The sequence below is a fragment of the Opitutales bacterium genome, assembly GCA_013215165.1.
Lineage (GTDB): Bacteria > Verrucomicrobiota > Verrucomicrobiia > Opitutales > JABSRG01 > JABSRG01.
This window is the reverse complement of record JABSRG010000009.1, coordinates 16,871-42,610: the sequence shown is the minus strand read 5'-3', so window position 1 is coordinate 42,610 and position 25,740 is coordinate 16,871. Positions and strand designations below refer to the sequence as shown.

Genomic DNA, 25,740 nt, shown 5'->3' with positions numbered 1-25,740 from the left:
CGGGCGGCCTGTGCGATCAAATTATGAGATGTGTCGACGCATCACCGAATCGATCTAAGCGCACGCCCATTTTATCCATAATCGCAAGATGTAGTCGGCAAAGTTTGCGGTTTTCACTTTGGCTCATGTCGAAAAATCGATTGCCGCGGATTCCGTGATTTTGGCCGCCTGCGATCAGAATGGGCAGCTCTCTGGAGTCGTGAATATTGCCATCCATAAGGCTGGAACAGAAAAGGACCAACGTATTGTCCAGCAAGCTGCCATCGGCTTCTTTGATCGAGTCTAGTTTTCCAAGAAACCCTGCCATATGTTCCATGTGATACGTGTTGACCCGCGTATACATGTCGAGGCGCTCTGGGTTGTTGACGTGGTGTGAAATGCTGTGGTGGCCTCCGCGCACACCGTCCAAGAAATCAAAACTCATTCCCGATAGGTCATTGTTCATCATAAATGTCATGACTCGGGTGAGGTCTGAGCGAAAAGCAAAGCTCATCAGTTCAAACATTTGATCGACGTGGTCACCAAATCCGATGCGTGGAGACAGCGAGGGCACTGCTGTATTGAGCGAAGTGGCGTTTGATGTGGCCAAGCGTTTTTGGAGCTCTTCTGCCGCTTGTGTATATTCGTTGATTACATTGCGGTCCGCTGAGGAGATGTTCTTTTGAAACGCCTTTGCTTGAGTGAAAATCCTATCTGCCAAGAAAGACCGTTGCTCAGAAGAATTGCCCATGAGGCGCGCCAATACTTTTTGTGGGTCGATCCATTTGGGAGCCGGTCGGTTGGGTCTGCTCCATGAGATGTTGGAGGAGTATAGGGCTGTATAGCCTTCTTCGACGCGATGCATCGGCGGTTCAATACCTAGAGCTAAACTCTCAATCGGAGTCATGCCAGTGAATTGCTGTGCTATGACCTGATCCATGGTCGTACTCAACTCGATGTCCGTAGTCGATCGCTTGACGGTAAGTCCTGAGAGGACATTCATTTTTGGGTAATGTGCTCCGACGCCGTCGAGGGAGGCGGGATTCCACAGTCCCTTGAATCCGCAGATTCGGTCGCGGTATTTTTGGAGAGGGGCTAGGGAGCCACTAAGATCTAGGTTACTGCTATCACCCGAAACATTCCATGTCGCTGGGTTTACACCATTGCCCATAAATACGACCGCGAGGCGTAGGGGTGGCTTTGCATCTGATATATTTGCGAAAGTCTCAAGCCAGGGGAGGCCCACGAAGCAGCCAGCTGTCTTCAGAAAGTTGCGTCTTGGGATTCTAATTGTTGGCATGGTGTTGGGAGAACTGAGGAGATTGTACGATCTCTTTAATTAGGTCGGCTACCGTTTGGTCGGGATGGTCGCTCAAGCGTTCAATGAGCGGTAAATCATAAAGAGTTAACTCGCGGCGTAAGGCGTAACCGAGCAGCTTGCGCACAAATTGTTGGGTGATCTTATCACGTGCCTCGTGAAGTATGTTTAAAATCTCCTTCGAGTCTTTATCAGGAATGTGGCGCCCCACAGGATCGTATCCCTCCAGCGCGAGTCCGAGAGGGTCGATACGTTGGTGGCAATTCGCGCAAGCGGGATTGTCGCGATGCACCGCTAATTGCTGTTCAACGGTCATGCTCGCTGAGATTGCAGCCGTCTCAAGCACCGGAACATCGGGCGGGGGAGGGGGAGGCGCATCGCCTATGAGGCGTTCAAGTATCCAAGTGCCCCGTTTTACAGGGCTCGTGCGGTGTGGAAAGCTGGTGTGAGTCAATACCCAGGGCATAGTGACGAGGCCACCTGGTCTTTGTGCTGAGGTTGCCCCAGCGAAGTCTGACAGGACCGGATTTGGGAAACTCCGGGTGGACTTGTATAAATCGGAGATGCTGCGGTTATTCTGAAAAAAGTCGCTGAAGAACGCTACCATCTGGGCGCGCATCGCTTGAGCGACTGGCTCATTGAAATCTGGGAATTCAGCTCTGAAAGCTTCGACCGGTATAGCCTCCTGAGAGAAGCCCAACCACTCACCGGCGAAAGTTTCTGCTAGGGTGACGGCTCGTGGGTCCGCAAGCATCCGATCGATCTGATTAGGCAGATTGGCCGGTTCTTCGGATGTCGCCCAGGCCTCGAGCTCAGGATCAGGCGCCATAGACCAAAGGAAATAACTCAGGCGTTGGGCTTTCATTTGGTTAGCAGTCAAACCCTCCTCAGAAACAAGCAAGAACTCTGGGGATGCGATCGATTGTGCGATCACCCCACGGATAGCGTCTTCGGGTTTTAATCCAGACTCTAGCCACGGATCGAGTTCGACGGAGTCTACCCAGGCAAACTCCGGGCTCTCGAGATGGGCCCGCATATGCTTGAGCCAGTTTGCACCGCGGTCTTCTTCAGCCACGCCGAAAAATGAACGGTCCAGCATGAGTGCGTCGTAGGTTTTTCTACTTTCGGTATCCCATGATGCAATGATCGCAGCGGTATCTACTGGGTAAAGGGCTGACCCCGGAGCGGGTTCCTGTCCTGGCGATTTTGTTTGAGATGCATCCTTTCGCAAAAATGAATTCGCGGCGGCCTTAATGCGGGCTTCGAAGGAATGGGGTATCCAGCGTTTCATTTGGCGGAAATCGGCCATGATTTCTTTGTGCCTTTGGGAGCCTCGTGTCGTGTAGACATTTTCACGCGTTACCCATTCTGCAGCACTCCTAACAGGATAGATGCTGGGATAGAATTGTAAGGAAGTGTGGGGAGCATCCTCTTCGCTGGGAGTGGCCTGGCCGATGAATTGAAACCACTTTGCTCCTTCTGGAACGGGGAGCGCCAAAATTTCTGGGGCCTGCATACGCAGTTCATTTTGATCGGTTTGGCGTTTGTACCACTCTTGGGACACCTTTACGGAGCGATCGATTCGTTTCCTGAGGATCTCGCTTTCTTCGGTCACTCCACTCTGCTGGATCTCACTCCACTTTGCGAGATCCTCTTGGAGTGTGCGCTCAAGCCATTGATGGTAGGACTTCCATCTGCGTTCCTTGGGAGGTAGAGCAAACACATCTGGATCGTTGCTAAATACGATATGTCTCCAGGTGACGACATCGCCGCGCGCTCCGTCTCCAGCGCTGCCGGCGACGAGATAGATTTCGTCTACTCCTGGCACCCAGCGGTAATACCGCCGTGCTCGGTCGACTTCGATGTCTCGTTGGAGATGAACGGGTATAGCGCCGCGGTAGGGTTCATACCAACCCTCAATCTGCCAGGCCGTGTCTTTGAATCTTGGCTGGCTTGCACCGGGGGCTGATATGGTCTGCCAGTAATTCGTTATCAGCTGCGTGAGCCGATTATCTGTGGCCTCATTGTTAAGAAATGAGAGGTATCTTTCGAGGGTAGGTGCAGCTAGATCTTTTTCTCGAGCGATCTGTTCGATGAATTGATCGACATTGTCCGCATCTGAATGCTGCACTCTCCAGGCAGCCTCTAGATAATCGGCGACCCGGAGATCAGCGACTGTTTCTGGAACATGGGCTTCCAGTTTAGTATTGAGGAATGCCCAGAGGGCACGGGCATTTTCCGCCTTGTGCGAAGACGGAGTCAGGGGAGCCGCGTTCATTGGGCCAAATTTAATGCCTGTTCCAGGACTGAGTATCGCCCGTTCAGCAACATGCTCAGCCAGTTGGATGACTCGTTCGAGCCGATCTGCATCGAAGAATAGAGCTGCGTCGACATTTGAAAATCCTTCGCCGGCAGCCGGGTCAGGGAGCAAGATTGCACGCGTATCAATCCTTTGGCCTGTGAGGCTCTCTATTTTCTTCTCGATCTCATAATTAGAAAGCCTGCGGATTGACGCTGTGGGGGGTGGCCTACTTTTCTCTTTTAGCTGATTTTTCCACTCCACGATATGATTAAGCATTGTAGCATAAGACTCGGGAGCCGGTTGCTGCTCTGCGTCAGCAGGAGGCATTTCCTCGAAACTGAGGACGCTTTCGAAATCCTCCAAACTTGAGAGTGATGGTGTCTGCGTCGTCCAGAGGCTGTCGATCGTGAAGCCCGCTTCGCTGCGCGCAGCACTATGGCATTCGAGGCAGTAAGTTTCGGTAAAAGCCTGTAACTCTAGGATGGGATCAGCAGCAGCGGTCGCAACGAGTAAGCAACTCGTCGCGTAGACTACACTATCCCGAAACCATTGAAGCATAATAGAGAAATACCGCGAAGCGCGGACCATGCAAACTCAAGGATGGATCGCGTTTTTCATTGAGCTTAAGGCCGTCCCTTCTGAGATAGCTGATATGGAGGATGATTACGTTTTAGGACAGGTTGCTGAGCTGCCAGGTCAGTATGGCCCGATCACCGTAACTGAGCGGGCTATCCAGCGCCTATGGTCGCTTCAAGCGATACGCAGTCGGGATATGAGACTCCGTGATGGTCGCGAATTGCGGGTCCAACACCCAGGAGTCTGGAATCGCTCAGGCGCGGGGCCCGATTTCAAAAATGCGGTCTTACTCGTCGACGGAAGCGAGTTGCGCTGTGACGTCGAGATACATCTATACCTGGAAGATTGGGGACGCCACGGGCACTCAGGGGATACAAATTTTGACGGTGTGGGCCTCCATGTTGTCCTCTTTGAACCTAAACGAGACTCAGCGGATGCCAACATGCCCACGCTGGTGCTGGGGCCCTATCTGACCGAAGATGTAGAATCTTGCCTTATAGGTGTGTTTGAGACCGTTGAATTGGGGCAGTTATTCAATCACTGGGCAGAAATGGATGTAAGAGAAATTCGGGGTGAGCTGTGGTCGCATGCTCTTGATCGCTGGGAGCAGAAGCTGAAGTTTGTGCGTCGTCGTCTGGAGCTTAACGGCTTCGAAGAGACGATCCATCAGCTCACACTCGAGGTCTTGGGCTATCGCAAGAATCGAGCGCCTATGAGTGAATTGGCTTTGAAATATCCGTCGAGTGCGTGGCGCTCTGGCTCTGTTGTCTCAAACGATGCATTCGGTTCCTCAAAAGCTAAATGGGTGCGCGGTGGCCAACGTCCTGCCAACCGTCCCGAAATTCGAATTCAGCAATACGAGCAACTGTGGAAGAAGAACGGCAGTTGGCCAGAAGCCTTGGTGGGCCTACCTTGGTCCACACTGAGTCCGGATGGGCCTGGCGATGTCGGTGCATACCGTCGTGAATCTGATATGCCTGCTCTCCAAAAGCTGATCAGCGAGACCCTAGTTGCTGGAACGATCGGTGGGTCACGTTTGGACACGCTGGTGATTGACGCATGGTTGCCGGTGATAGCGGCGATGCGCGATCAAGACCTGAGCAGTACGTGGCTGTGTTGGTACGCAGGAGATTTTCCAGAGTCTTTTGAGAAAGCTCTAAAGCATCACGCTGTGTCCAACGGCCGGTCCATTCCGCGCTGTAACGCATGGAATCAAGGGGTGATTCAGACGCTGCTTAAGACGTAGTAGGGTTCTGCGCGATCGCCTCAGCCGCAAGGCGACCGGATAGCATGGCTCCATTGAGCGAGCGCGTATGATAGGCATCCCCGCTGAGGTAAACATGATCGTATAGCTTCATCGTTCCGGGCATGCTTTTAAAGTCGGGTGCTTGCTGGCGCGGTAGACTCCTCGGGATGTGATACTTGGCGATGAGATCCCATGTTTCGACACACGACCCCAGCACGGTTTTCAGGCTCTTGCGAACAGCGCTCTCCTCTAAATCTTCAGCGCCAACTTTTGGCGTAATTGTCACGGTATCGACGCCAGACGGGGCATAACCTGAGGCAACGGCACTCGGGCAAGCGATGAGACGTAATGGATTCTGAGGGTCGGAGATCAGGCGCAGCGTTTTGTTTATTTCTTTGGGTCGGTTGTCGCGCTCCATGCGGAAACACCAAGCACGGGAGGCATTAAAAGGAATTTTCGGGAGGGCATCAGGAAAAAACTGGCTGGCCACATGGGCATCGGTTGCGACCACAATCGCGCGACTCTGAAGGCTAGTGCCATCTTCTAGATGAACCGTTCGATTCGAAACATTGATTGACGCGACCGGACAATCGGTGCGCAGTGTTCCCCCATCCAGGCGAGTGACGAGTTGTTCGGGAATTGCTTCCATTCCTCCGGCGGGTAGGGCCGCGCGGCCGCGCGCGAACATGTCCATGACAAAGCGGAACATGGCAGCACTCGTTTCAAGTTTATCGTCGAGAAAGACACCCCCGAGAAATGGCTTAAAGAATAGTTCGATCGCGGTGTTAGAAAATCCGTCGGCTTCAAGAAATCTAAGGGTGCTGCACGCTTCCTGTGTGAAAGTAGTCGTCCAGTCTGCTTTTTGCCCAGACCAGATCGTTTTTGCCAGCCTAAGGTAATCACCGAACTGGAGAGGGGCGTTGAAGAGGCTTGCTTTGAGCGCGGCAGGCTCGTCTACAGGTGCGACGAGAGATCGCCAATTTTTGCCCTCCCAAATATGCGCCCCGCGGGAGAAAAACCCAAGATCGAGCGCATCGAGATTGAGGAAACGCTGTACTTCGGGGTAAGCAGTGAGCAGGATCTGAAAACCGTGATCCGTCCGGCAATCCCCGTGCTGGCTGGTGCCGACGCGACCGCCTGGAACGGTGTCTTTTTCCAAGATCAGCGCCTTCAGGCCAAGTTCCTGGGCACGCAAGGCACAGACCAATCCAGATACGCCAGCGCCTACGATCAGGATGTCGGCGTCGTCTGATGCAGGAACAGGCATCGGGATGAAAGTCGGTTTAAGCGAGTTGTTTGCGGATAAAAGCCTTGATTGCCTCTGGCTCTGCAGCCAAGCGGGTGTTGACGATGTCTTTGGACTTCAGTGTTTCGAGCGTATCCGCCTTGGGCTCAATTCCGGTGGCCGCATCGACAACCTCTGGGAATTTTGCGGGATGCGCCGTAGAGAGGATGATGCTGTGCTTGTCGGCATTGATGTCTTTGAATCCGCAAGCGGTGTGAGGGTCGATCACGTAGCCATGCTGCTTATAGACATCGCCGATGATCGTCTGGATCTCGGCATCGTCGGTTCGTGAACTTGTGAAGGTGCTCGGGTCAAAGTCCTTAAAGGTGTAGCTGCCCGTTTCGCGGAACGTCTCCATGGTCTTTTTTACGGCTGCCGTGTCGCCTTGCTCGGCAAAATAGACAAAGCGTTCAAAGTTTGAAGCCACTTGAATATCCATGGACGGTGCATGACTCGGCTGGACCGATTCGACCTCATATTTACCTGTGGTGAACAGGCGATGGAGGATATCATTTTGGTTCGTCGCTATGCGAAAAGAACCTAGAGGGATACCCATTTTTTGACACATCCATCCCGCTAGGATGTTTCCGAAATTCCCTGTTGGCACGACCCACTCGAGATTGCTGGTTTCGCGGACTGCTTGAGGCAGATTGAGCCATGCATAAATGTAGTAGACGCATTGCGCGAGCACACGGGCAATGTTGATCGAGTTGATGGTAGTGAGTCCTGTCTCAGCTTTGAATGTGGCGTCGCCAAACACATCTTTTAGCGCGTATTGCGCATCGTCGAATGCCCCGTCGATGGCGATAGGATAGACGTTGGCTGCGCCGGTGCAGGTCATTTGGCGTTCCTGGAGTGGGGATATCCTTCCGTGAGGATAGAGAATGAACACATTGACCCCAGCCTTATTCATGAGCCCTTGGACCGCAGCTGCCCCGGTGTCGCCTGAGGTGGCTCCGAGTATCGTTACCGACTTCTTGGTCATCTTGACCTGATACTCGATTAGCTGCCCAAGGAGTTGCATAGCGAAATCTTTGAAGGCGAGGGTAGGGCCGTGAAATAGCTCGAGGACGGTGAGCTTGTCCGACAGCGGCTTCAGCGGGGCGAGCTCGGGATGGTCGAAATTCCGGTAGGCGCGATAAGCCAGTTCGTGCAACACTCCGATGTCGATGTCGTCGGCAAAGATTTTGAAAAAGCCAGAGGCGATTTCTGGGTAGGCTAAGTTTTGCCAGGAAGGGACGTGTTGAGATAAGTCAGGTAGCGTCTCTGGGACGAACAGGCCACCATCCGGCGCTAGCCCAGAGGCAACCACATCTCGGAATGAGAGACGCTCTGGATGGCCACGAGTAGAAAGGTATTTCATATTTGTTTCAGCTTGTTGCGTGAAAAGAGCTGAGACTAGGTTAGCAGAAATGGTAAAAGCAACGATCATCCGTCATCCGAAGGAACGCCTCAGTAAGTGCAGTCTCGAGCCGCTGCGTGGAAGGGGGGATCTGGTGTTTTACAAGGCGACGCGGGGTGAGCGGTTCGATGTTTCAGGAAAAATCATTCTCGCGGTGGATGCTCCGCCATTGAGCCAGGTCGATGCAGGCAATGAGCTCGTGCTTTTAGATAGCACTTGGCGCTTGCTGCCTGATCTTGAGGCTAGTCTAGAGGGTGAGCCCACGCGCCGAAGTTTGCCGGCTGGTTTGCTCACAGCATATCCGCGTGTGAGTAAAATAAGTGAGGACCCTCAGGGCGGTTTGGCTTCAGTCGAGGCTTTGTATGCAGCTCTATGGCTGCTCGGCCACATCTGTTCGGAGATGCTCGATGCTTATTATTGGAAAGATGTGTTTTTGGAGATCAACCGGCAGTGGTTTGAGGAGCATAGTTGAGCCGGAGACTTACTGTTTAGGCGACGACAAGCGGATATGTTCCCGGACTCAATTTGCCATCGTTCAGGATACGCGCTCGCAAGCCGCCGTGGCCGCGTAGGCACCTTTCGGCGCCGTCGCTTACGGCGTGATCCATCCAGTAGCAAGGGCTGCATTCTTCCGTGCCTGCGAAGCGCATCGATCCGATGGTAAACTCTTTGCCTATGAGGCTGTTTAGGTCGATTCCTTGAGTGATGACGTTTCGACGAAGGCGCGTAGGATCTATGTCTTCTAACTCTAGTTTTGCAGCTAATTTGTCGACCTGCTCCTGTTCTAAAAACGTGATCTGCCCTTTGTAGTTTTCTTTAAAATCGTAAAAGCGATCGCCCTCGATGCCGTGGCCCGCGTGGCAGACTATGGTCTTTGCCGGACTGGCGACATGTTTGCCGGGTTCCTTTCCGTGGTGTCCATAAAAGATGTGATTGGGCGAAATATAGAGCTGGAGGATTGAGATCTGTTGCATAGCTAAATCGAGTCGCGGATGCGTATGAAGTCTTCTGGAGTGTTGGCTCCCTCTAGCCATTCGGAGCGCTGGGGCTCAAGGGTGTGCACGGGTAATTCAGCGATAAAGCGCCGCGGAGTACGCATACCCCAGCGGTAAGCATCGTCGAGTCGGGTGAGGGCATCGGGAGAAAGAAGCACGCATTGGGGATCGGCAAACTGTGTCTCAGGATTCATGAAGGCGCGCGCCAGATGATCGCTTTTGGAGCTTAACAAAGAATCGATCATTTCAATATCTGCCCGTGGTAGGTCGCAGTTGATACAGAGCCAATAGCAATGCGGAGCGATTTCAGATGCGCGTGCCCAAGCGTGTATGGGCCCTTGATCCGTTTCTGTGTCAAAAAGAGTTTTGAACGGCGGCTCGACTTCGATGATTGATTGAGCCGAGAGGGACACAAAGACTTCGCTGCAACGTGTAGCGAGGAGCATGGCAGCGTGTTTCCATTGAGGGAGTCCATCTCGGTATTCTAGGAGTGCTTTGGGGCGGCCCATCCGTTTTGACCTGCCCCCTGCGACGACCAGCCCTCTTAAATTCTCTCGCTCAATCATTATTCAAAGATGACCTCTACCGGGGCAATCCGATGACGGCAACAGTCCTGTGCCAAGCCGATAAACGTTTCTTCGAGCAAGGATTCGGGGCGTCCCTTGAGCGTGGCGATTCCCCAAGTGCGTTCAATGCCTCCATAGGGCATCGGGATGGTCAGGATCAATCCCTGTGAGCGGTCTTCCTCCATTACCCAGTGAGGGAGGAGTGCCACACCTTGGCCAATTTTAACCAGTTCTTTTATGGTCGAGACATTCCCGATCTCCGTGAAGTTTGGAGACTTAATTCCATGTTCCTGCAAATAATTAAGGATCATGCGCTGAGTGAGGCTACTCGAAGTATAGGTGAGGATATTGGCCTCTTCGATGTCACGTCGGTTGAGGCGTCGCCTCTCGAGCCATGGATGGTTCGGGGCGACGGCAAACTGTAGGGTATCGCGGAAGATCTCTTGAAACTGAAGCTCGGGATCCATGTCTTCAGTATAGATCGTAAATCCGAGATCGACTGTGTTGTTGGCGATGAGCGGGCCAATGCTCGGGGCATCGACTGACCTGAGTTTCAGATCACATTCGATAAAGCTCTCGTTAAATTCCCTAAGAATTTCTGGCACTAGATATTCGCAGATCGTTGAAGCAGCTGCGATTCTCAAGCGACCCCCTCCCCAGGAGGAATGATGTATCAGCCGCTCTCGAGCACTGGTCATAAGGTGTATAATCTGGTTGGCATTGGCGAGTAAGCCTTCGCCCTGCACAGTCAAAAACACTTTTTTGCCGATACGTTCGAACAGGCGACACCCGAGGTCTTCCTCAAGGCTTTTAATCGAATGGCTGACCGCAGACTGTGTCAGGTTCAACGATTTTGCTGTTTGAGTAAAACTACGCGTTTCTGCCAGTTTGACGAAATTGAGCAGTTGTCGGCTGTCGATGATTTCGGAGTTGGGCATGTCTTTAGCTATTTTGCTACAAGTCTTGTGCCAGAAGCTAATTTACACCATGAACGTATTTAATTAATTTTGGAAACATTTTTAAACATTGGCTATATTCAGCTCTGTGATGCGGCTCCGCTCATCATGGCTGGAGAACTGGGTTACTATAAAGATGCAGGTTTACGCGTGCGGCTTTCGCGCGAAGTGGGTTGGTCTTCGGTGTTGAATAAAGTGGTCTTAGGTCAGCTCGATGCGGCTCATGCTATTGGCACAATGCCGATTGCGGCGACCTTAGGTCTGGTAGGTCGTGCATGTCCGTGTGGGACGGCTATGGTGATTAACCAAGGAGGCAACGGTATATCTTTTTCTACGTCGGTGCGCCAACGCGGGGTCGAGTCTGCCGAAGAATTTCGTCAAGAGGTGCGCTCTTCGCGCTGGGCGCGGACTTATACATTAGGTGTTGTGAGTAGCATCTCGACCCACCGCCACATCCTTATGCGCTGGTTGCAAAACCTCAGACTTCAGCCAGGCAAGGACGTTAAAGTGGTGACCGTACCACCGGGACAGGCGTTGCGCAATCTGGCAGCAGGCACACTCGATGGCTTTTGCGTTGGCGATCCCTGGCATTCCTTGGCGGCGCGCCGAGGTATTGGTTGGACGATCGCGCTCGGTTCGGATTTGTTTCCCTCAGCTCCCGAAAAGGTAGTTATGACGACACGGCGTTTCGCTGAAGATCGCCCTGAGGAGCACATTGCCTTTTTGGCGGCCGTGATACGTGCCTGCCGTTATTGCCAAAACCCCGAACATGCTGATCACCTAGCATCGGTCTTGGGAAGCAGTTCCTATCTAGGAATAGACGACTCTGTATTGAGCGATATTTACCAGGGCTCTTATCTCGATGGAGTTGAGAACATGTGCAAAATCGAACATTTGATTAATTTTGGTCACGGTGATGCCAATCGTCCGACTGAGGAGGTTGCTCGATTCTACTTGGATGCCTTGGCGTCCTCTTCTGAGGGAGAAGCCCTCAAGTTGGCCGAGTTTGACGGTTTGAAACAAGTCTTCTGGGAAGATCTTTACGACGAAGCCGAGCGCGCAGCCCAGGCGATGGGCTGATTTAGGCCGAGCGGCACTCCGCTATCGAGCAGCTCATGCAAATACATGAATCTTGTTCATTGTTTATTAAATGAGAGAAATTCATTAAAATAATGAGAATTCCTGCTCGTTTCAAAATAGGTAAATTGGCATGGATGGCATTGTTGGTGCGTATGAGGGGGCAGTCCACAGCCAAAAAATAGACACAAACTACGATTAAATCGATTAATACGATGTCAGCTTCCATAGCCAAAACTACAATTCTAGGATGCACGCTTGCTGCCTCCTCTTTCTCCTATGGCCAAAGTGCCAAGGAGTTCTTCACTGAAGGCGACTTCAGTTTCAGCATCCGCGCTCGGTATGAGTTTGCCGATTTTGACAACCGCGACGAGGGCAACGCACTCACAGCCCGCACGCTCATCGGTTACAAATTCGCTGAGCAATCAGGTATCGGCGGATACGTTGAGCTCGTGAATGTCTCTGCTGTCGACCAAGATGCTTACAACGGCATCGTTGATGGAGATAGCTCTAAGTCAATCATCGCAGACCCTACAACTTCTGAGCTGAATCAAGCATATGTGAGCTTCAAGCCCACCGAGGGACTTCTCATCAAAGGCGGCCGCCAACGCCTGATCTACGACAACGCGCGTTTTATCGGAAATGTCGGATGGCGCCAAAACGAGCAGACCTTCGACGCAGTGAGCGCGAGCTACTCATACGAGGGTATGAAGCTCAGCTATGCATACCTTTACGAGATCAACCGCATCCTCGCAGACAAGTCAGATTGGGATAGTGATTCACACCTAATCAATCTTACTTACAAAGGTTTAGAGAATATAACCTTCGGCGCTTATGGATATTTCCTCGATTTTGACGGTACAGCCCCAGCAGCCAACGATACAGACACGTTTGGTGCCTACGTCGCGGGATCTCATCCCACAGACTCGGTCAAGATCGGATATCGTGCTGAATATGCTCGTCAGGAATCCGACACTGACATCGAGACAGACTACGCACACCTGATGCTTTCTGGTAGCGCTTCTGGCATCACTGTTGCCGTCGGCTACGAGCTGCTTGGCAGTGATGATGGGGCAGGTCGATTTGTTACGCCTCTTGCTACTGCGCACGCTTTCAATGGTTGGGCAGATGCTTATCTGAATAATGGCGGAGCGGGTGGTCTTGAGAACTACTACATCTCCATTGCAGGTAAAATCGGACCCGTTCCAGTGAAGGCTATCTACCACAACTTTTCTTCTGACGAAGGCAGCTTGGCTGATGGCGACGAAATCGATCTGCTCGCGACCTACAAGATCAACGAAAATGTCAGCACGCTCTTCAAGGCAGCGTTCTATGAAGGTGACAACCTTGCTGACCGCAACCGTTTCTGGGCGCAAATCCAATTCACATACTAATCTCCTCTCTAACAATATATTGCATAAAAAATGAATGCCCTTATTCGTAAATTAACCGCAATCTGCGTCGCCTCAGTGGCGTCCCTCCACGCCGAGCTGCTCGACCTTGAAAAAGACGAGCTCAAATTCGGTTTCATCAAGCTCACAGACTGTGCGCCCATCGTAATCGCCAAGGAAAAAGGCTTTTTCGAGGAGGAAGGCCTCCAAGTAGAAGTCATTGCTCAGCCCAACTGGAAACAGCTGCTGGACAATGTCATCACTGGTGAGCTTGACGGAGCGCACATGCTCTCAGGACAACCGATCGGTGCGACCATCGGCTTCGGCACCCAGGCACACATTATCACGGCCTACACGCTCGACCTCAATGGTAACGGTATCACTGTGTCTAATGCGATCTGGGAGCAAATGCAGGCCAACGATCCAGCGCTCGATACAGACACACCCGAGCACCCGATCTCAGCTGACTCTCTGGTGCCAATCGTAGAAGAAAAGCTCGACCTCGGCGAGAAGCTCAAGATGGGGATGGTTTTCCCCGTATCGACTCACAACTACGAGATCCGATACTGGCTTGCAGCTTCAGGCATCAACCCCGGCTTCTACACTGCTGAGGATAAGAAGGGATTCACCGATGCTCAAGTTGAGCTCTCTGTGACACCTCCCCCTCAAATGCCTGCCACACTCGAGTCTGGAAATATCTCTGGATACTGCGTCGGTGAGCCATGGAACCAACAAGCTGTGGCCAAGGGAATCGGTGTTCCTGTCACCACCAACTACGACATCTGGAAGAATAACCCAGAAAAGGTATTTGGCGTGACTAAAAAGTGGGCTGACGAAAACCCAAACACGCACCTAGCAGTCATCAAGGCTTTGATCCGTGCCGGCAAGTGGCTCGATGCGACTGATGCTGATGGCAGCTTCCTCAACCGTGAAGAAGCCGTACGTATCCTCTCTCAGCCTAACTACGTGGGAGCAGACTTCGACGTCATTAAGAACTCAATGACTGGTTACTTCTTCTTCCAGAAGACTGACAAGCGTGAGATGCCTGACTTCAACGTCTTCTTCAAATACCACTCTACCTTCCCATGGTACAGCGATGGAATTTGGTTCCTCACTCAAATGCGCCGTTGGGGACAAATCACTGAGCCCAAGTCAGCAGATTGGTATCACGACACAGCGAAGGAGATCTACCGCCCCGACATCTATATGGAAGCGGCTAAGCTCCTGATTGAGGAAGGTCACATCACAGAAGATGAGATCCCCGCCTTTGATCCTGAGGCAGAGTTTGCGGGCTACAAGCCTGCGACACCTCCGAGCGACTTCATTGACGGTATCGCCTACGATGGACGCGATCCCATCGGTTACCTCAATGCTCACACAATCGGCAACAAGGACTAAGTCCGGGCCTAGTTTTTAGTAGTAAACAATCATGGTGGTTAAGCCCAGCGGCGGTTCAGGTCTTTTGCCCGCCGCTGGGCCCTTTTTTCCAACCCTTCGATCATTTCCAGCCTCTCCACAGCCATGCAGCTAAAGTATAAAATTCTTAAAGCACTCGACGTATCGGGATTTACCGTCTTCGACCCCGTCGTTCGGCTGCTCTACGGTGAAGAACCGCCCAAGCAAATTGCGGCGATCACCAAGTATATAGCGCTCCCCATCATTTTCATCCTTTTTTGTTTTGGTGTGTGGTCCTGGGTAGGTCCCAATCACAAAACCAAGTCCGGCGAAGTCCCTACACCTTCAGTAGTCTGGGATTCAGCTGTCATCAACGACACCATCGCCGAGCGCGAAAAAATAAAATCTGCGGACTTTCTAGCCGAGGGCGATGACCGCTCCGCACGACTCGAAGAAGTCCAGGCGTCTATCGCTGAAAAAGAGCCGATCGTCGCTGAGCTCCGGGCCAACGTGGACGCGCTCGCCACTCAGTGGCAGGCTACCGTTGCGGACCGTATCGCTCCAATCCAGGCCAAGCACGACGAACTTCGCGCAGCAAACCGCGCCAAGGCCAATGAGCGCAAAGAATCTTATAATGCGATCGCGGCTAAAGTCGCTGCCAAGACTGCTGAAGCAGCCGACCTGGTTAACGCACTCAAAGCAGACTCCGAAGCGACAGCGGCCGAACGTGCGGATGTGGATGTCCTCAAAGCACAGATGGATGCGATCCGCGCCGAGAAACACAAACCACTCGAGCTCGCACGCAAGGAGGCTGACAGCGCAGCCGATGCACTCTTTTTCTTAAAGACACGCGAGGAGCTTTTATCCACGCGCAACCGCGAAGTGTGCGTCGCTGATGCGAATACAAGCCGCGACGAGTATATGGCAGCTTTAGTTGCCGCAGAAACCGAGCGCAGCGCATTGAGCAGTGCCAAACGCATCACGCGCCAAGAGTCGTCAATCGAGCGCTTAGAGGGGCAGCAATACGCGCCAGCCGCGACGATCTATCTCTACATCCAACGCTCGGTGTTCACCGTATTCATTGGATTTATGATGGCTACAGTCATCGGCGTTCCGGTTGGGATCCTCTGTGGCCTAAATAAAATCTTTATGGCCTGTATGACCCCGATCATTGCAGTGTTTAAGCCAGTTTCTCCGGTGGTCTGGCTCCTTATTTTCCAAATTGTCGTGGGTGCATTTTTCCCAGACCCCGAAAACCATCCTCTTTTTAACTTCTTTGCTGCTGTTCCTGGTATCAGTCATCTCGGAGTGAACCCAGCGCTGATCTTCTCAGCCTGCACCGTGGCGATGTGCGCCGTCTGGCCCTCATTGGTGAACACGGCCCTGGGCGTTGCTTCGATCGATAGCGATCACCTGAATGTAGCACGGGTATTGCGCCTGGGTTTCTGGGAGCGCTTGTTTAAGATCATCATCCCTTCTGCTCTCCCCTTGGTATTCGCAGGATTGCGCATTTCAATGGGTGTCGGATGGATGGTACTTATTGCAGCTGAGGCATTATCTTCTTCTGACGGACTGGGCAAATTTGTTTGGGACGAGTATCAGAACGGATCATCGCTCACCTTCGCGAATATTATCTTCGCTTGCTTCGTAGTCGGGATCATCGGGTTCTTCTTGGACCGCATGATGATCGTTCTCCAACGCCTCGTCTCTTTCGACGGGCAAGGTGCTGCAGTCTAACTGTATCTTACGCAAGGGATCGTTATGGCATACCTAGAAATGAAGGATGTGTCGATTGGCTACGGGCCCGCGGGCAGCCGCACCGAAGTCCTGTCGAACGTCAATCTGGCTGTTGAAGAAAATGAGTTTGTAGCAGTCATCGGCTTCTCCGGAAGTGGAAAGAGCACGCTTATTTCGATGCTGGCTGGGCTACAAACTCCTGATCAGGGGGAAATCACTTTGCATGGCGATCGTATCCGCGAGCCGTCGCCGAAGCTGGGGATTATGTTTCAGAACTACTCGCTGCTACCTTGGCTGACTGTCTTCGGTAACATCGAGCTAGCGGTGAAACAGGTCTACCCGCAATACAGCAAGGCTGAGCGCAAGGAGCATGTGGAGCGTTACGTGGATATGGTCAACCTAACTCCAGCTCTGGAAAAACGTCCTAGCGAATTGTCGGGAGGCATGCGTCAACGCGTATCATTGGCGCGCACGCTCTCGATGCAGCCGGATATCTTACTCCTAGACGAGCCCTTGAGCGCGCTGGACGCTCTCACCCGGGCAACGCTAAAAGACGAGATCACGCGTATTTGGAATGAGGATAAACGTACTGTCGTGCTCATCACCAATGACGTAGATGAAGCGCTCCTATTGGCCGACCGTGTTTATCCGCTCACGATGGGCCCGAAGGCCACGCTGGCTCCTGCCTTCGATATCGACATTGCTCGTCCACGCGACCGCGCTGCGATGAATAGCGATCCCCGATTCGTCGAGCTCAAGCGAGACATCACTCAATACCTCATCAACCTCAACAAAGAGGCTAAAGAACTCCGCGTCTCATCAGGCATCGAAATGCCGGATATCGCTCCCGTCGAGTTCACTGCCGCATAAAGCCATGCACGAGGATAGAAAATACGTCGAAATTTATAACCTGGTGAAAGCCTATCCCAACCCATTTGGAGACGATATCCGTGTGGTGGACGGCTTCAACCTGGTAGTGGAAAAGGGCGAGTTCATTAGTGTGATCGGTCACTCCGGCTGCGGAAAATCCACCGTATTGACCATGATTGCTGGACTCAACGAAATCACCGATGGCGGTATCATCGTCGATAAGCGTGAGATTACTGGACCGGGTCCCGACCGTGCCGTGGTGTTTCAAGCTCCTTGCTTACTGCCTTGGATGACTGCATTCGGGAATGTCATGCTCGGTGTGCGCCGTTGTTACCCACATGCTTCAAAGAAACAGCGGGAAGTGATCGTCGAGTATTCACTCAGCGTCGTTGGCCTGGCCGATGCTATGCACAAATATCCCCGTGAGATGTCGGGCGGTATGCAGCAGCGTGTTGGTGTGGCGCGTGCCATTGCTCTCAAGCCAAAGATGCTCCTGCTCGATGAGCCATTTGGGCGTCTGGATTCCCTTACCCGTATGGAATTGCAGGATGTTATCTTAGGAATTCTCGATAAAGAGAAGATCACCACGATGATGATCACGCACGATGTGGATGAGGCAGTCTACATGTCGGACCGCATCTGCATGATGACGAATGGCCCGCACGCCAAGGTCGGCGAAGTCATGGAAATCGACTTTCCCCGTCCTCGGGACCGCACCGAACTCATGGAGCATCCAGAGTTTTTTAGTTATCGTAAGCGCCTGCTCACCTTCCTCGACGAGTGTGAGCACGAAAAAGCGGAGCGCGCAGCAGCGAAGGAGGCCAAGAGCGCCTAGACTTTGGTTGTGGAGACCAGTGCTTCGGGGGGACGGACGGTCTTCCCAACCCCGGGGCACACTCTTTGCAAGATGAATGCCAGTGAACAGACTACCGTTACCGAGACGAAGACGACGCGCTCGGTGTGCCCCTATTGTGGGGTCGGTTGTGGTATCTTGATTCATTCACAAGGAGATCGCGTGGTTAAGGTAACTGGTGATCGCGAGCACCCCGTCAATGAAGGGCGCTTGTGCACCAAAGGTGCTACATGCGGCATCCCGCTTCATGAAGAAGGTCGTCTAACTGATTTTTGCCAGCGATCAGATCGCTCGGCCTCATGGGAACGCACGAAGGCAGACACAGCACTTAACGCGGTCGCAGCTCAATTCACTGCCATTCGTGCCCAACATGGTCCAGATGCCCTCTCCATGTATCTATCGGGTCAGCTCTCGACCGAGGCCCAGTATGTAGCCAATAAACTCTGTAAGGGCTTTTGGGGTACAAATAATGTCGATTCGAATTCCCGCCTGTGCATGGCCAGTGCCGCTACCGGCTATAAACAGAGCTTTGGGGCCGATGCGCCCGAGGCCAGTTATGCCGACATCGATCAGGCGGATACCTTTTTTATCATCGGCTCGAACATGGCCGATTGTCACCCCATTCTCTTTCAGCGTGTCTTGCGTCGAAAGAAAGAATCGGGAGCCAAAATAATCGTGGTGGATCCACGCCGTACGGCTACTGCAGATAAGGCGGACCTGTATCTTCAGATCGCACCCGGAACGGACCTTTCCTTGCTCAACGGCTTGCTGAAGGCTTTGATTTGTAGGGATAAGATCGATGATCGTTTTGTGGCAGAATGTACTGAGGGCTTAGAAGGAACGATTCAAGCGGTCGCCAGTTACACCCCTGCTCTCGTTTCAGAGCAAACGGGATTGAATATTGATGAACAGAATCAGCTCGTCGATCTGCTAGCTGCCTCCAAGGGCTGGATGACATTTTGGACAATGGGCCTGAATCAATCCACGCGTGGCACAGCTCATACATCAGCAATCTGTAACTTACATCTCCTAACCGGCCAAATTGGTAAACCTGGAGCGGGGCCTTTCTCACTTACCGGCCAGCCCAACGCTATGGGGGGGCGCGAAATGGGTTATCTCGCAGCAGGGCTGCCCGGACAACGGGCCGTCATTTCTGCCGAAGACCGAACACTCTGTGAGGAAATTTGGGGAGTAGAACCAGGAACGATCCAGCCAAAGCCTGGCGCGGCAGCCATCGAGTTGTTTGAGCGCATGCGAGCTGGAGAGGTAAAGGCGGTCTGGGTTATCGGTACGAACCCCGTAGCATCGATGCCACGGAGCGGTCGAGTTATCGAAGCTTTGCAACAGGCCGAGTGTGTTGTGGTTCAAGACGCCTTTAGCCCCACTGAAACCAGTGAGTATGCCGACTTTCTCCTGCCAGGCGCTCTATGGGCTGAGACTGATGGCACCATGGTAAACTCTGAGCGTCGTGTAACCAGGATGCAGCAGGCGATTTCAGCACCGGGCGACGCTATGGCAGATTGGCAGATCATCTGTGAAGTCGCCAAGCGCATGGGATATGAGGGCTTTGATTTCGAAAGTGCAGAAGAGGTTTTCAATGAGATCCAGCTCTTCGCAAATCTGGAAACAGGCTACGACCTGCGCGGTATGAGCTTTTCTAGATTGAAGGAAAAGTCACTCATGTGGCCATGCCCGGACTCTCATTCAGACGGCGTCGAGAAGCGGTATGGCTGTGGAACGCAGATGCGCTTCCCAACGGCCTCAGGACGCGCCCAATTCATTCCCACTCCTTACATTCCGGATCCGCGCGATGCAGCTCTTGGCACACTTACACTCAATACGGGGCGCTATCCCCATCAGTGGCACACGTTGACCAAGACTGGGCGAGTGTCCCAACTGAATCAGCTTAACGAAAAAGCTTTGCTCGAAGTGAATCCATTTGATGCAGAACAACTGCAAATCGAATCGGGTGACCGTGTGACCGTGAGCAACAGCGATGGTGAGTTTCGTATGCAAGTCGATGTGACTGACCGTGTGTCTCCAGGGCAGTGTTATGCTCCGATTCACTGGAACCAACTCCATGGCGACGGCAGCTCGGTGAATGTCGCGACGCCTTCTGAAGCTGACCCAAAGTCGCTGCAGCCGGCCCTCAAATCTGCAGGCGTCTCACTCGCGGTTATGGAAGTAGCGCATGCTGCTGTTTCGGCAGCTTCCGATTACGACGACGGTTATGCCATGGGCCAGCAGTCTCTCTCTTTCTTTCGGCAAAAGCGCAGCCTCCTAGCCATCGTGCGGCCGATTTCACGTATCTCCACCCTCAAATCTTAAACCCAAAATGGATTCTCCACAGCCTCCTTCGTTTTCCCAAGACCAGAAAGAGTATCTCCAGGGCTTTTTCAGCGGAGTTGCTCAGCGTGGTTTTGTTCCTTTCCTCGGTGAGACTGCACAAGGGCAAATCACCAACGACCCAGCCCTTTCAACTACGGGCAACGTCATCGATTCGGTCCATGGCGTGCCGATCGAAGACCTCTGCAAAGAAGAACAGATCAAGCACGAACTTCATGGTCTCGACGCCTACGATCGCTTGATGGAACATGCTGAGGCAGATAAATTTCCTGAAGGCGGCGATGTCTTTCGATTCAAATTTCACGGCCTGTTCTACGTCAAGCCAGCACAAGATTCTCTCATGCTGCGCTGCCGTATTCCTGGATGCGCCATGCGTTCCCATCAATTACGTGGTTTAGCCGAAATCGCACGTGATTGGGGAGGCGGTTATGCCCATGTCACCACACGGGGTAATTTTCAGGTCCGCGAAATTCTGCCGCGCGACTCCATGAAAGTGTTATTGAAGCTCGCGGACCTTGGGATGACTTCCAAAGGCTCGGGGGCGGATAACCTCCGTAATGTAACGGCAACACCGACTGCTGGCTTCGATCGCACGGAGATAATGGACGTTCTCCCTCTCGCCAAAGCCATGCACACCTACATCCTCAACACACGGGAAATGTATGACCTACCACGGAAATTTAACATCTCCTTCGATGGCGGCGGCGCCATCAGTGTGTGTGCTGATACGAATGACATCGCGTTCTACGCCGTGCGCGTGGGTGAAGGGCATGGTATGGAACCGGGTGTTTACTTTCGCGTTCAACTCTGTGGCATCACCGGGCACAAACAATTTGCTTCCGACTGTGGCCTACTCATCAAGCCCAATGAGTGCGTGCCGGTAGCCGCGGCAATGATCCGTGTTTTCCGTGAGCACGGCTGCCGGACAAACCGTAAAAAGGCTCGCCTTAAGTATCTTGTTGACGATTGGGGGCAGGAAAAATTTATCGAGGAAACTCAGAAACAGCTCGCTTTCGAGCTGCACCACGCACCGCTCGAAATCTGTGAACCACGCCGGAAGATCGATCGCGCTGGACACATTGGCATCCACAGTCAAAACAAGCCGGGACTCAATTACGTCGGGGTGGTCGTGCCTGTAGGCTATCTTTCGATTCCTCAAATGCTGGGTCTTGCGGACCTCGCCGAACGCTATGGATCTGGAGACGTGCGCCTGACCGTCTGGCAAAATGTCCTCATACCCGACATTCCTGACGCACATCTTGCGGAATTCAGTGCACGACTACGCGAGCTCGGTCTACGTATCGAAGCAACCAATGTAACGGGAGGCCTCGTCGCGTGCACCGGGAGTCAAGGCTGTAAATTTGCTCAATCCGATACCAAACGCCATGCTATAGAGATCGGCGACCACCTTCGGGAACGCATCGATCTCGATTATCCCATCAACATTCACCTCACGGGGTGTCCGCACTCCTGCGCTCAGCACTATATCGGTGATATTGGCCTAGTGGGTGTGAAGGTGAAACGCGAAGGCGAATCGGTGGATGGCTACAATATGGTAGTCGGTGGGGGTGTTGACGATGAGCAAGGTATTGGTCGTGAACTCATGCCAGCCATCGCAGCCAGTGAGCTTCCCAACCTTATTGAACACATGCTTCGCCGTTATCTCGACACGCGCGAAGGCACAGAGTCATTCCTCCAGTTTACCCGTCGTCACGACATCGATACACTAAAAAACCTCTTCTTTGATCATGTCTCAGCAGCCTGAAATGACCATCCCCTTTGTTCCTGAAAATGCTCCGTTTACGTCTGAGCAACGTAATTGGTTGAATGGCTTCCTAGCCGGCCTCTTCTCACAGGCTCCCGCTGCCACTGAACAGGCGCCTGCGGCCTCAGCCACCATTCTTTTTGGTTCCCAGACTGGGAATGCCGAAATGCTCGCGAAACAGGCGACCAAGCAGCTCAAGGCGGCGGGGGTGAATGCTTCTTCATTCGATATGGAGGCCTATGATCCGGCCAACTTGCACAACGAGGAAAACCTACTCATCATCACCAGCACCTATGGTGATGGCGAGCCGCCTGATAATGCGGCTGGGTTTCACGAATTTATTATGAGCGACACGGCTCCGAAGCTGGAAAAGGTGAAATACAGTGTGATGGCTCTCGGCGACTCGAGCTATCCCGGATTCTGCACCTGCGGTAAGGACTTTGACGCGCGTTTAGCTCAGCTCGGTGCGACGCGCATGCGCGTCCGTGTTGATGCGGACGTCGACTTTGATGAGCCGTTCGAGGAGTGGATGAAGCCGCTGGCAGGACTTATGTCTGAGGGTGCTGGAACGGCACCGGCAGACGAAGAAACCGCGCCCGCTGAGGAGGCCGTTGTCGAGTATGGAAAGAAGAATCCTTTTCCTTCTCCCCTCGTCGATAATCACAACTTGAATGGGCAGGGGTCTAAGAAAGAGACCCGCCATATCGCCTTTTCACTCGAAGGTTCTGGTTTGAGTTATGAAGCAGGAGACGCATTGGCAGTGCTCCCACTCAATCACGATTCCTTGGTAGATTCCATTATCGAGAAGTGTGGACTTCCAGCTGATGCCCAACTTGAAGGAGGCTCCACGCTTTCGGAGGCGTTGACCTCGGGTTACGAGATCACGCGGCTTTCGGCCAAAATCCTCGCTGCTTATGCTGAGATGAGCAACGATTCGAAGCTCAAGGAACTCGCCGGCGATAAGGCGGCGGCTAAAGAGTATTGCGAAGGACGTGATCTCTTAGACTTATTCCAGGACTTTGTTATCGATGGGGCTTCGGCAGATCAACTGGTAGCGCCGCTCAAGAAATTGCCTTCGCGCCTCTACTCGATTTCAAGCAGTCCTTTGGCCCATCCCGGTGAGGTGCACCTGACGGTAGGGCGTGTTGCTTGGGACAGCTACGAGCGGACGCGCTTTGGGGTTTGTTCCGACTTTCTCGCACGTATTCCCGAAGGCACAGAGGTCGGCGTGTATGTGCACACGAATAAGAATTTTCGCCCTCCAGCAGATTTGAGTCAGGATGCCATCATGGTCGGTCCTGGCACGGGCATCGCACCTTTCCGTGCATTTGTGGAAGATCGTGTCGCCAAAGAGGCTTCGGGGCGCAATTGGTTATTCTTTGGTGACCAAAAGGCCTCCTGTGATTTTCTCTACCGTGAAACGATGGAACAATGGCTCCGCGATGGAGCATTGACTCGGCTCGAGACGGCGTTTTCCCGTGACCAAGAGGAAAAGATCTATGTTCAAAACCGTATGCTAGAAAACGGCGCTGAGCTCTTTGCTTGGCTTGATGGGGGCGCGAGCTTCTACGTCTGCGGCGATGCCTCCCGTATGGCCAAAGATGTCGACTCTGCGCTGCATCAGATTGTCGAAGAATACGGGAAAATGAGCACCGACGAAGCGGTGGCTTACGTCAAACAGCTCAAAAAGGACAAGCGCTATCAGCGCGACGTGTATTGACTGGCATGAGGATCCAGTCTCTGGTGCCATTCCAGAGGAATGCCCCTAGAATGCATTGCACGTGCAGCAGTGGAGGCCGCCGCCTTCTTCGATGAGGGTGCGGCAGTCGATACCTATGATTTCGCGTCCCGGAAAAAGTCCGCCGATGATTTCAATCGCCTGTTTGTCTTTTCTGATCTGACCGAATTGCGGAACGAGCACGGCACCGTTGAGGATAACATAGTTCAGATAGCTGGCCGATAGGATGCCGTCCTGAGACTGAACTGGGTCAGGAAGAGGCAGCTCGGTTATCTTGAGCATGTGGCCGCGGACCATGGTGCCCGAAAGTTCAGTTCGGTTTCCGTGGAGAGCCCGAAAACTGGGGTGTTTTTTATCTTTTACCGTGGCTATAACAATGTGTTGGTGACTTACGAAACGTGCGACGTTATCGATATGGCCGTCGGTGTCGTCATGAGCCAAACCATTTTCGAGCCAAATCACTTTGTCCACGGCGAGTGCGTGATAGAAAATCTTTTGATATTCTTCTAGGGACACGTCGTAGTTCCGTGCCTGATTCAGCATAACCGACTTGGTCGATAGAAGCAGCCCGCGGCCATTGGACTCGATGGCTCCGCCCTCGACACAAAGCGCATAGCGAAAACGTGGGATGCCGACGTGGTCAGCGATAGCAGCGGGGACGCGGTTGTCGTTGTCAAAGTCAGGATATTTCTCGCCCCAGGCGTTAAACTCCCAATCGATGAGTGCCATTTCCTTTTCCTTCCGGTGGCGCAGGAAGATGGGGCCATTGTCGCGAATCCAGACATCATCAGTGGGGATGTCGAAAAAGCGTATCTTTTTGAGATTTGCCCCCTTGGTTTCGAGCATCTGTCTGGCATCCCCTTGAGCAGATTTGGGGCAGAGGATATTTACATGCTGAAAACGTGCCGCCTGGAAGGCAATTTCGGCGAAGGTCTCGACGATTTCTTCTCTATTTTCCTTCCACCATTGGGAGTGGGTGGGCCAGGTGGTCCAGAGTGCATATTGATGTTCCCATTCGGCGGGCATACGAAAGCCGAGTGAGCGTGGCGATTGAGGTCCTTTCATGCTTGAGAGCTCGAAAGGCTGGTGATGGCCGAGTAGGAGTCAACACGCCGGTCCCGGAAGAAGGGCCAGGTGTGCCGATGGTCCTCCAGCGCGCGGCGGTCGCATGTTTGGATAATGATGTTGTCTTCATTGTGAGGAGCACGGGCGACGATTTCACCAGCAAAGTCTGCAACGAAGGAATGCCCCCAGAAGTCGATGTTGCCCTCTTTGCCATGTCGGTTCACCGCGGCGATATAGCAACCGTTGGCGACGGCGTGCCCGCGTTGGACTGTTTCCCAGGCAGCGTGTTGGCGAGCGATGTTTGATGTCGATTCAGTCTCCAATCCTCCGATGGCCGTTGGATAAATCAACACTTCGGCTCCCTGCATCGCGGTGAGGCGGGCTGCCTCGGGAAACCACTGATCCCAGCAGACGAGTACACCAATATCGGCATAGCGGGTCTTCCAAACGCGGTAGCCCAAATCGCCGGGCGTGAAGTAGAATTTTTCCTCGAAACTGGGGTCCTGTGGAATGTGTGTTTTGCGATAGATGCCCAGTAAGCTGCCGTCAGCGTCGATGACGGCAGCAGTGTTGTGGTAAATGCCGGCCATGCGTTTTTCGAACAGAGACGCGACGATTACGACATTCAGTTCCTTGGCTTTCTCTGACAGGGTTTGAGTAGTGGGGCCCGGGATGGGCTCGGCTAGATCGAAAAATTTTTCGTCCTGTTTGCTGCAAAAATAGTCAGACAAAAACAGCTCCTGTGTCGCGATAATCTGCGCCCCCTGCTGCGCGGCTTGTTCTATTTGGGCAAGCGTGTTCTGTAGGTTTTGCTCGCAGTTTCCTGTTGATGATGACTGCAACAGGCCTAAAGCAAATGTGTCGGTTCGGTTCATGCC

The 25,740-nt window shown here is 52.9% G+C and carries 20 protein-coding genes; 11 read left to right on the top strand and 9 right to left on the bottom strand.

Annotation, left to right across the window (positions count from 1 at the left end; all coding sequences use genetic code 11):
- Positions 1 to 16: 16 nt before the first annotated feature.
- Both HRU10_02750 and HRU10_02745 read right to left on the bottom strand, forming a co-directional pair.
- Entirely contained in the window at positions 17 to 1,279 is a 1,263-nt protein-coding gene (locus tag HRU10_02750) for a DUF1552 domain-containing protein (protein ID NRA26149.1), read from the bottom strand.
- Complete coding sequence (locus tag HRU10_02745; GenBank protein NRA26148.1) at positions 1,266 to 4,157, bottom strand: DUF1588 domain-containing protein; 2,892 nt, start codon at positions 4,155 to 4,157, stop codon at positions 1,266 to 1,268. Before HRU10_02745 ends, HRU10_02750 begins: the two co-directional genes overlap by 14 nt.
- Positions 4,158 to 4,185: 28 nt before the next feature.
- Here HRU10_02745 and HRU10_02740 point away from each other — a divergent pair, with 28 nt between their 5' ends.
- Positions 4,186 to 5,421 (top strand): DUF2851 family protein, encoded by a 1,236-nt coding sequence (locus tag HRU10_02740; GenBank protein ID NRA26147.1) that lies wholly within the window; start codon positions 4,186 to 4,188, stop codon positions 5,419 to 5,421.
- Here HRU10_02740 and HRU10_02735 read toward each other — a convergent pair.
- Both HRU10_02735 and HRU10_02730 read right to left on the bottom strand, forming a co-directional pair.
- On the bottom strand, positions 5,411 to 6,688 hold the full coding sequence (locus HRU10_02735) for an FAD-dependent oxidoreductase (GenBank protein NRA26146.1): 1,278 nt from the start codon (positions 6,686 to 6,688) through the stop codon (positions 5,411 to 5,413). The genes HRU10_02740 and HRU10_02735 overlap by 11 nt on opposite strands.
- A gap of 16 nt (positions 6,689 to 6,704) precedes the next feature.
- Complete coding sequence (locus HRU10_02730; protein ID NRA26145.1) at positions 6,705 to 8,069, bottom strand: threonine synthase; 1,365 nt, start codon at positions 8,067 to 8,069, stop codon at positions 6,705 to 6,707.
- A 49-nt stretch (positions 8,070 to 8,118) separates the two neighbouring features.
- On the opposite strand from HRU10_02730, the gene HRU10_02725 reads away from it, so the two are divergent.
- Positions 8,119 to 8,580, top strand: a complete 462-nt coding sequence (locus HRU10_02725; GenBank protein ID NRA26144.1) for a DUF367 domain-containing protein — start codon at positions 8,119 to 8,121, stop codon at positions 8,578 to 8,580.
- A gap of 16 nt (positions 8,581 to 8,596) precedes the next feature.
- On the opposite strand, the gene HRU10_02720 is transcribed toward HRU10_02725, so the two are convergent.
- From HRU10_02720 to HRU10_02710, 3 genes are read right to left on the bottom strand one after another with little or no spacing between them, the layout of a single operon-like run.
- On the bottom strand, positions 8,597 to 9,082 hold the full coding sequence (locus HRU10_02720) for an MOSC domain-containing protein (protein ID NRA26143.1): 486 nt from the start codon (positions 9,080 to 9,082) through the stop codon (positions 8,597 to 8,599).
- 2 nt (positions 9,083 to 9,084) lie between these two features.
- Positions 9,085 to 9,612, bottom strand: coding sequence for an NTP transferase domain-containing protein (locus HRU10_02715; protein NRA26142.1), 528 nt, complete (start codon positions 9,610 to 9,612; stop codon positions 9,085 to 9,087).
- A gap of 56 nt (positions 9,613 to 9,668) precedes the next feature.
- Positions 9,669 to 10,607: a LysR family transcriptional regulator gene (locus tag HRU10_02710; protein ID NRA26141.1), complete on the bottom strand. Its 939-nt coding sequence runs from the start codon at positions 10,605 to 10,607 to the stop codon at positions 9,669 to 9,671.
- Positions 10,608 to 10,676: 69 nt separating this feature from the next.
- On the opposite strand from HRU10_02710, the gene HRU10_02705 reads away from it, so the two are divergent.
- From HRU10_02705 to HRU10_02665, 9 genes are all read left to right on the top strand, one after another.
- Positions 10,677 to 11,705, top strand: a complete 1,029-nt coding sequence (locus HRU10_02705) for an ABC transporter substrate-binding protein (GenBank protein NRA26140.1) — start codon at positions 10,677 to 10,679, stop codon at positions 11,703 to 11,705.
- 212 nt (positions 11,706 to 11,917) lie between these two features.
- Complete coding sequence (locus HRU10_02700; GenBank protein ID NRA26139.1) at positions 11,918 to 13,096, top strand: alginate export family protein; 1,179 nt, start codon at positions 11,918 to 11,920, stop codon at positions 13,094 to 13,096.
- A 30-nt stretch (positions 13,097 to 13,126) separates the two neighbouring features.
- Complete coding sequence (locus tag HRU10_02695) at positions 13,127 to 14,491, top strand: ABC transporter substrate-binding protein (GenBank protein NRA26138.1); 1,365 nt, start codon at positions 13,127 to 13,129, stop codon at positions 14,489 to 14,491.
- Positions 14,492 to 14,614: 123 nt separating this feature from the next.
- Positions 14,615 to 16,225 (top strand): ABC transporter permease subunit, encoded by a 1,611-nt coding sequence (locus tag HRU10_02690; GenBank protein ID NRA26137.1) that lies wholly within the window; start codon positions 14,615 to 14,617, stop codon positions 16,223 to 16,225.
- Positions 16,226 to 16,249: 24 nt separating this feature from the next.
- Positions 16,250 to 17,095, top strand: a complete 846-nt coding sequence (locus tag HRU10_02685; protein NRA26136.1) for an ABC transporter ATP-binding protein — start codon at positions 16,250 to 16,252, stop codon at positions 17,093 to 17,095.
- A gap of 4 nt (positions 17,096 to 17,099) precedes the next feature.
- Entirely contained in the window at positions 17,100 to 17,930 is an 831-nt protein-coding gene (locus HRU10_02680; GenBank protein ID NRA26135.1) for an ABC transporter ATP-binding protein, read from the top strand.
- A gap of 72 nt (positions 17,931 to 18,002) precedes the next feature.
- The gene (locus HRU10_02675; protein ID NRA26134.1) at positions 18,003 to 20,276 is read left to right on the top strand and encodes a nitrate reductase; all 2,274 of its coding nucleotides are present in this window, start codon (positions 18,003 to 18,005) and stop codon (positions 20,274 to 20,276) included.
- Positions 20,277 to 20,283: 7 nt separating this feature from the next.
- Entirely contained in the window at positions 20,284 to 22,059 is a 1,776-nt protein-coding gene (locus HRU10_02670) for a NirA family protein (protein NRA26133.1), read from the top strand.
- Positions 22,043 to 23,779: a flavodoxin domain-containing protein gene (locus HRU10_02665; GenBank protein ID NRA26132.1), complete on the top strand. Its 1,737-nt coding sequence runs from the start codon at positions 22,043 to 22,045 to the stop codon at positions 23,777 to 23,779. The genes HRU10_02670 and HRU10_02665 overlap by 17 nt, the downstream gene beginning before the upstream one ends.
- A 45-nt stretch (positions 23,780 to 23,824) precedes the next feature.
- Here HRU10_02665 and HRU10_02660 read toward each other — a convergent pair whose 3' ends face one another.
- Positions 23,825 to 24,862 carry an agmatine deiminase family protein gene (locus HRU10_02660; protein NRA26131.1) on the bottom strand — a complete coding sequence of 346 codons (1,038 nt, stop codon included), beginning with the start codon at positions 24,860 to 24,862 and terminating at the stop codon, positions 23,825 to 23,827.
- On the bottom strand, positions 24,859 to 25,737 hold the full coding sequence (locus HRU10_02655; GenBank protein ID NRA26130.1) for a carbon-nitrogen hydrolase: 879 nt from the start codon (positions 25,735 to 25,737) through the stop codon (positions 24,859 to 24,861). The genes HRU10_02660 and HRU10_02655 overlap by 4 nt, the downstream gene beginning before the upstream one ends.
- Positions 25,738 to 25,740 lie beyond the last annotated feature (3 nt).

What these genes read in the sequence shown, in the direction of transcription:
- HRU10_02750 (NRA26149.1), bottom strand. Translation starts at nt 1,279, where the DNA reads ATGCCAACAATTAGAATCCCAAGACGCAACTTTCTGAAGACAGCTGGC.
- HRU10_02745 (NRA26148.1), bottom strand. Translation starts at nt 4,157, where the DNA reads ATGCTTCAATGGTTTCGGGATAGTGTAGTCTACGCGACGAGTTGCTTA.
- HRU10_02740 (NRA26147.1), top strand. Translation starts at nt 4,186, where the DNA reads ATGCAAACTCAAGGATGGATCGCGTTTTTCATTGAGCTTAAGGCCGTC.
- HRU10_02735 (NRA26146.1), bottom strand. Translation starts at nt 6,688, where the DNA reads ATGCCTGTTCCTGCATCAGACGACGCCGACATCCTGATCGTAGGCGCT.
- HRU10_02730 (NRA26145.1), bottom strand. Translation starts at nt 8,069, where the DNA reads ATGAAATACCTTTCTACTCGTGGCCATCCAGAGCGTCTCTCATTCCGA.
- HRU10_02725 (NRA26144.1), top strand. Translation starts at nt 8,119, where the DNA reads ATGGTAAAAGCAACGATCATCCGTCATCCGAAGGAACGCCTCAGTAAG.
- HRU10_02720 (NRA26143.1), bottom strand. Translation starts at nt 9,082, where the DNA reads ATGCAACAGATCTCAATCCTCCAGCTCTATATTTCGCCCAATCACATC.
- HRU10_02715 (NRA26142.1), bottom strand. Translation starts at nt 9,612, where the DNA reads ATGGGCCGCCCCAAAGCACTCCTAGAATACCGAGATGGACTCCCTCAA.
- HRU10_02710 (NRA26141.1), bottom strand. Translation starts at nt 10,607, where the DNA reads ATGCCCAACTCCGAAATCATCGACAGCCGACAACTGCTCAATTTCGTC.
- HRU10_02700 (NRA26139.1), top strand. Translation starts at nt 11,918, where the DNA reads ATGTCAGCTTCCATAGCCAAAACTACAATTCTAGGATGCACGCTTGCT.
- HRU10_02695 (NRA26138.1), top strand. Translation starts at nt 13,127, where the DNA reads ATGAATGCCCTTATTCGTAAATTAACCGCAATCTGCGTCGCCTCAGTG.
- HRU10_02690 (NRA26137.1), top strand. Translation starts at nt 14,615, where the DNA reads ATGCAGCTAAAGTATAAAATTCTTAAAGCACTCGACGTATCGGGATTT.
- HRU10_02685 (NRA26136.1), top strand. Translation starts at nt 16,250, where the DNA reads ATGGCATACCTAGAAATGAAGGATGTGTCGATTGGCTACGGGCCCGCG.
- HRU10_02680 (NRA26135.1), top strand. Translation starts at nt 17,100, where the DNA reads ATGCACGAGGATAGAAAATACGTCGAAATTTATAACCTGGTGAAAGCC.
- HRU10_02675 (NRA26134.1), top strand. Translation starts at nt 18,003, where the DNA reads ATGAATGCCAGTGAACAGACTACCGTTACCGAGACGAAGACGACGCGC.
- HRU10_02670 (NRA26133.1), top strand. Translation starts at nt 20,284, where the DNA reads ATGGATTCTCCACAGCCTCCTTCGTTTTCCCAAGACCAGAAAGAGTAT.
- HRU10_02665 (NRA26132.1), top strand. Translation starts at nt 22,043, where the DNA reads ATGTCTCAGCAGCCTGAAATGACCATCCCCTTTGTTCCTGAAAATGCT.
- HRU10_02660 (NRA26131.1), bottom strand. Translation starts at nt 24,862, where the DNA reads ATGAAAGGACCTCAATCGCCACGCTCACTCGGCTTTCGTATGCCCGCC.
- HRU10_02655 (NRA26130.1), bottom strand. Translation starts at nt 25,737, where the DNA reads ATGAACCGAACCGACACATTTGCTTTAGGCCTGTTGCAGTCATCATCA.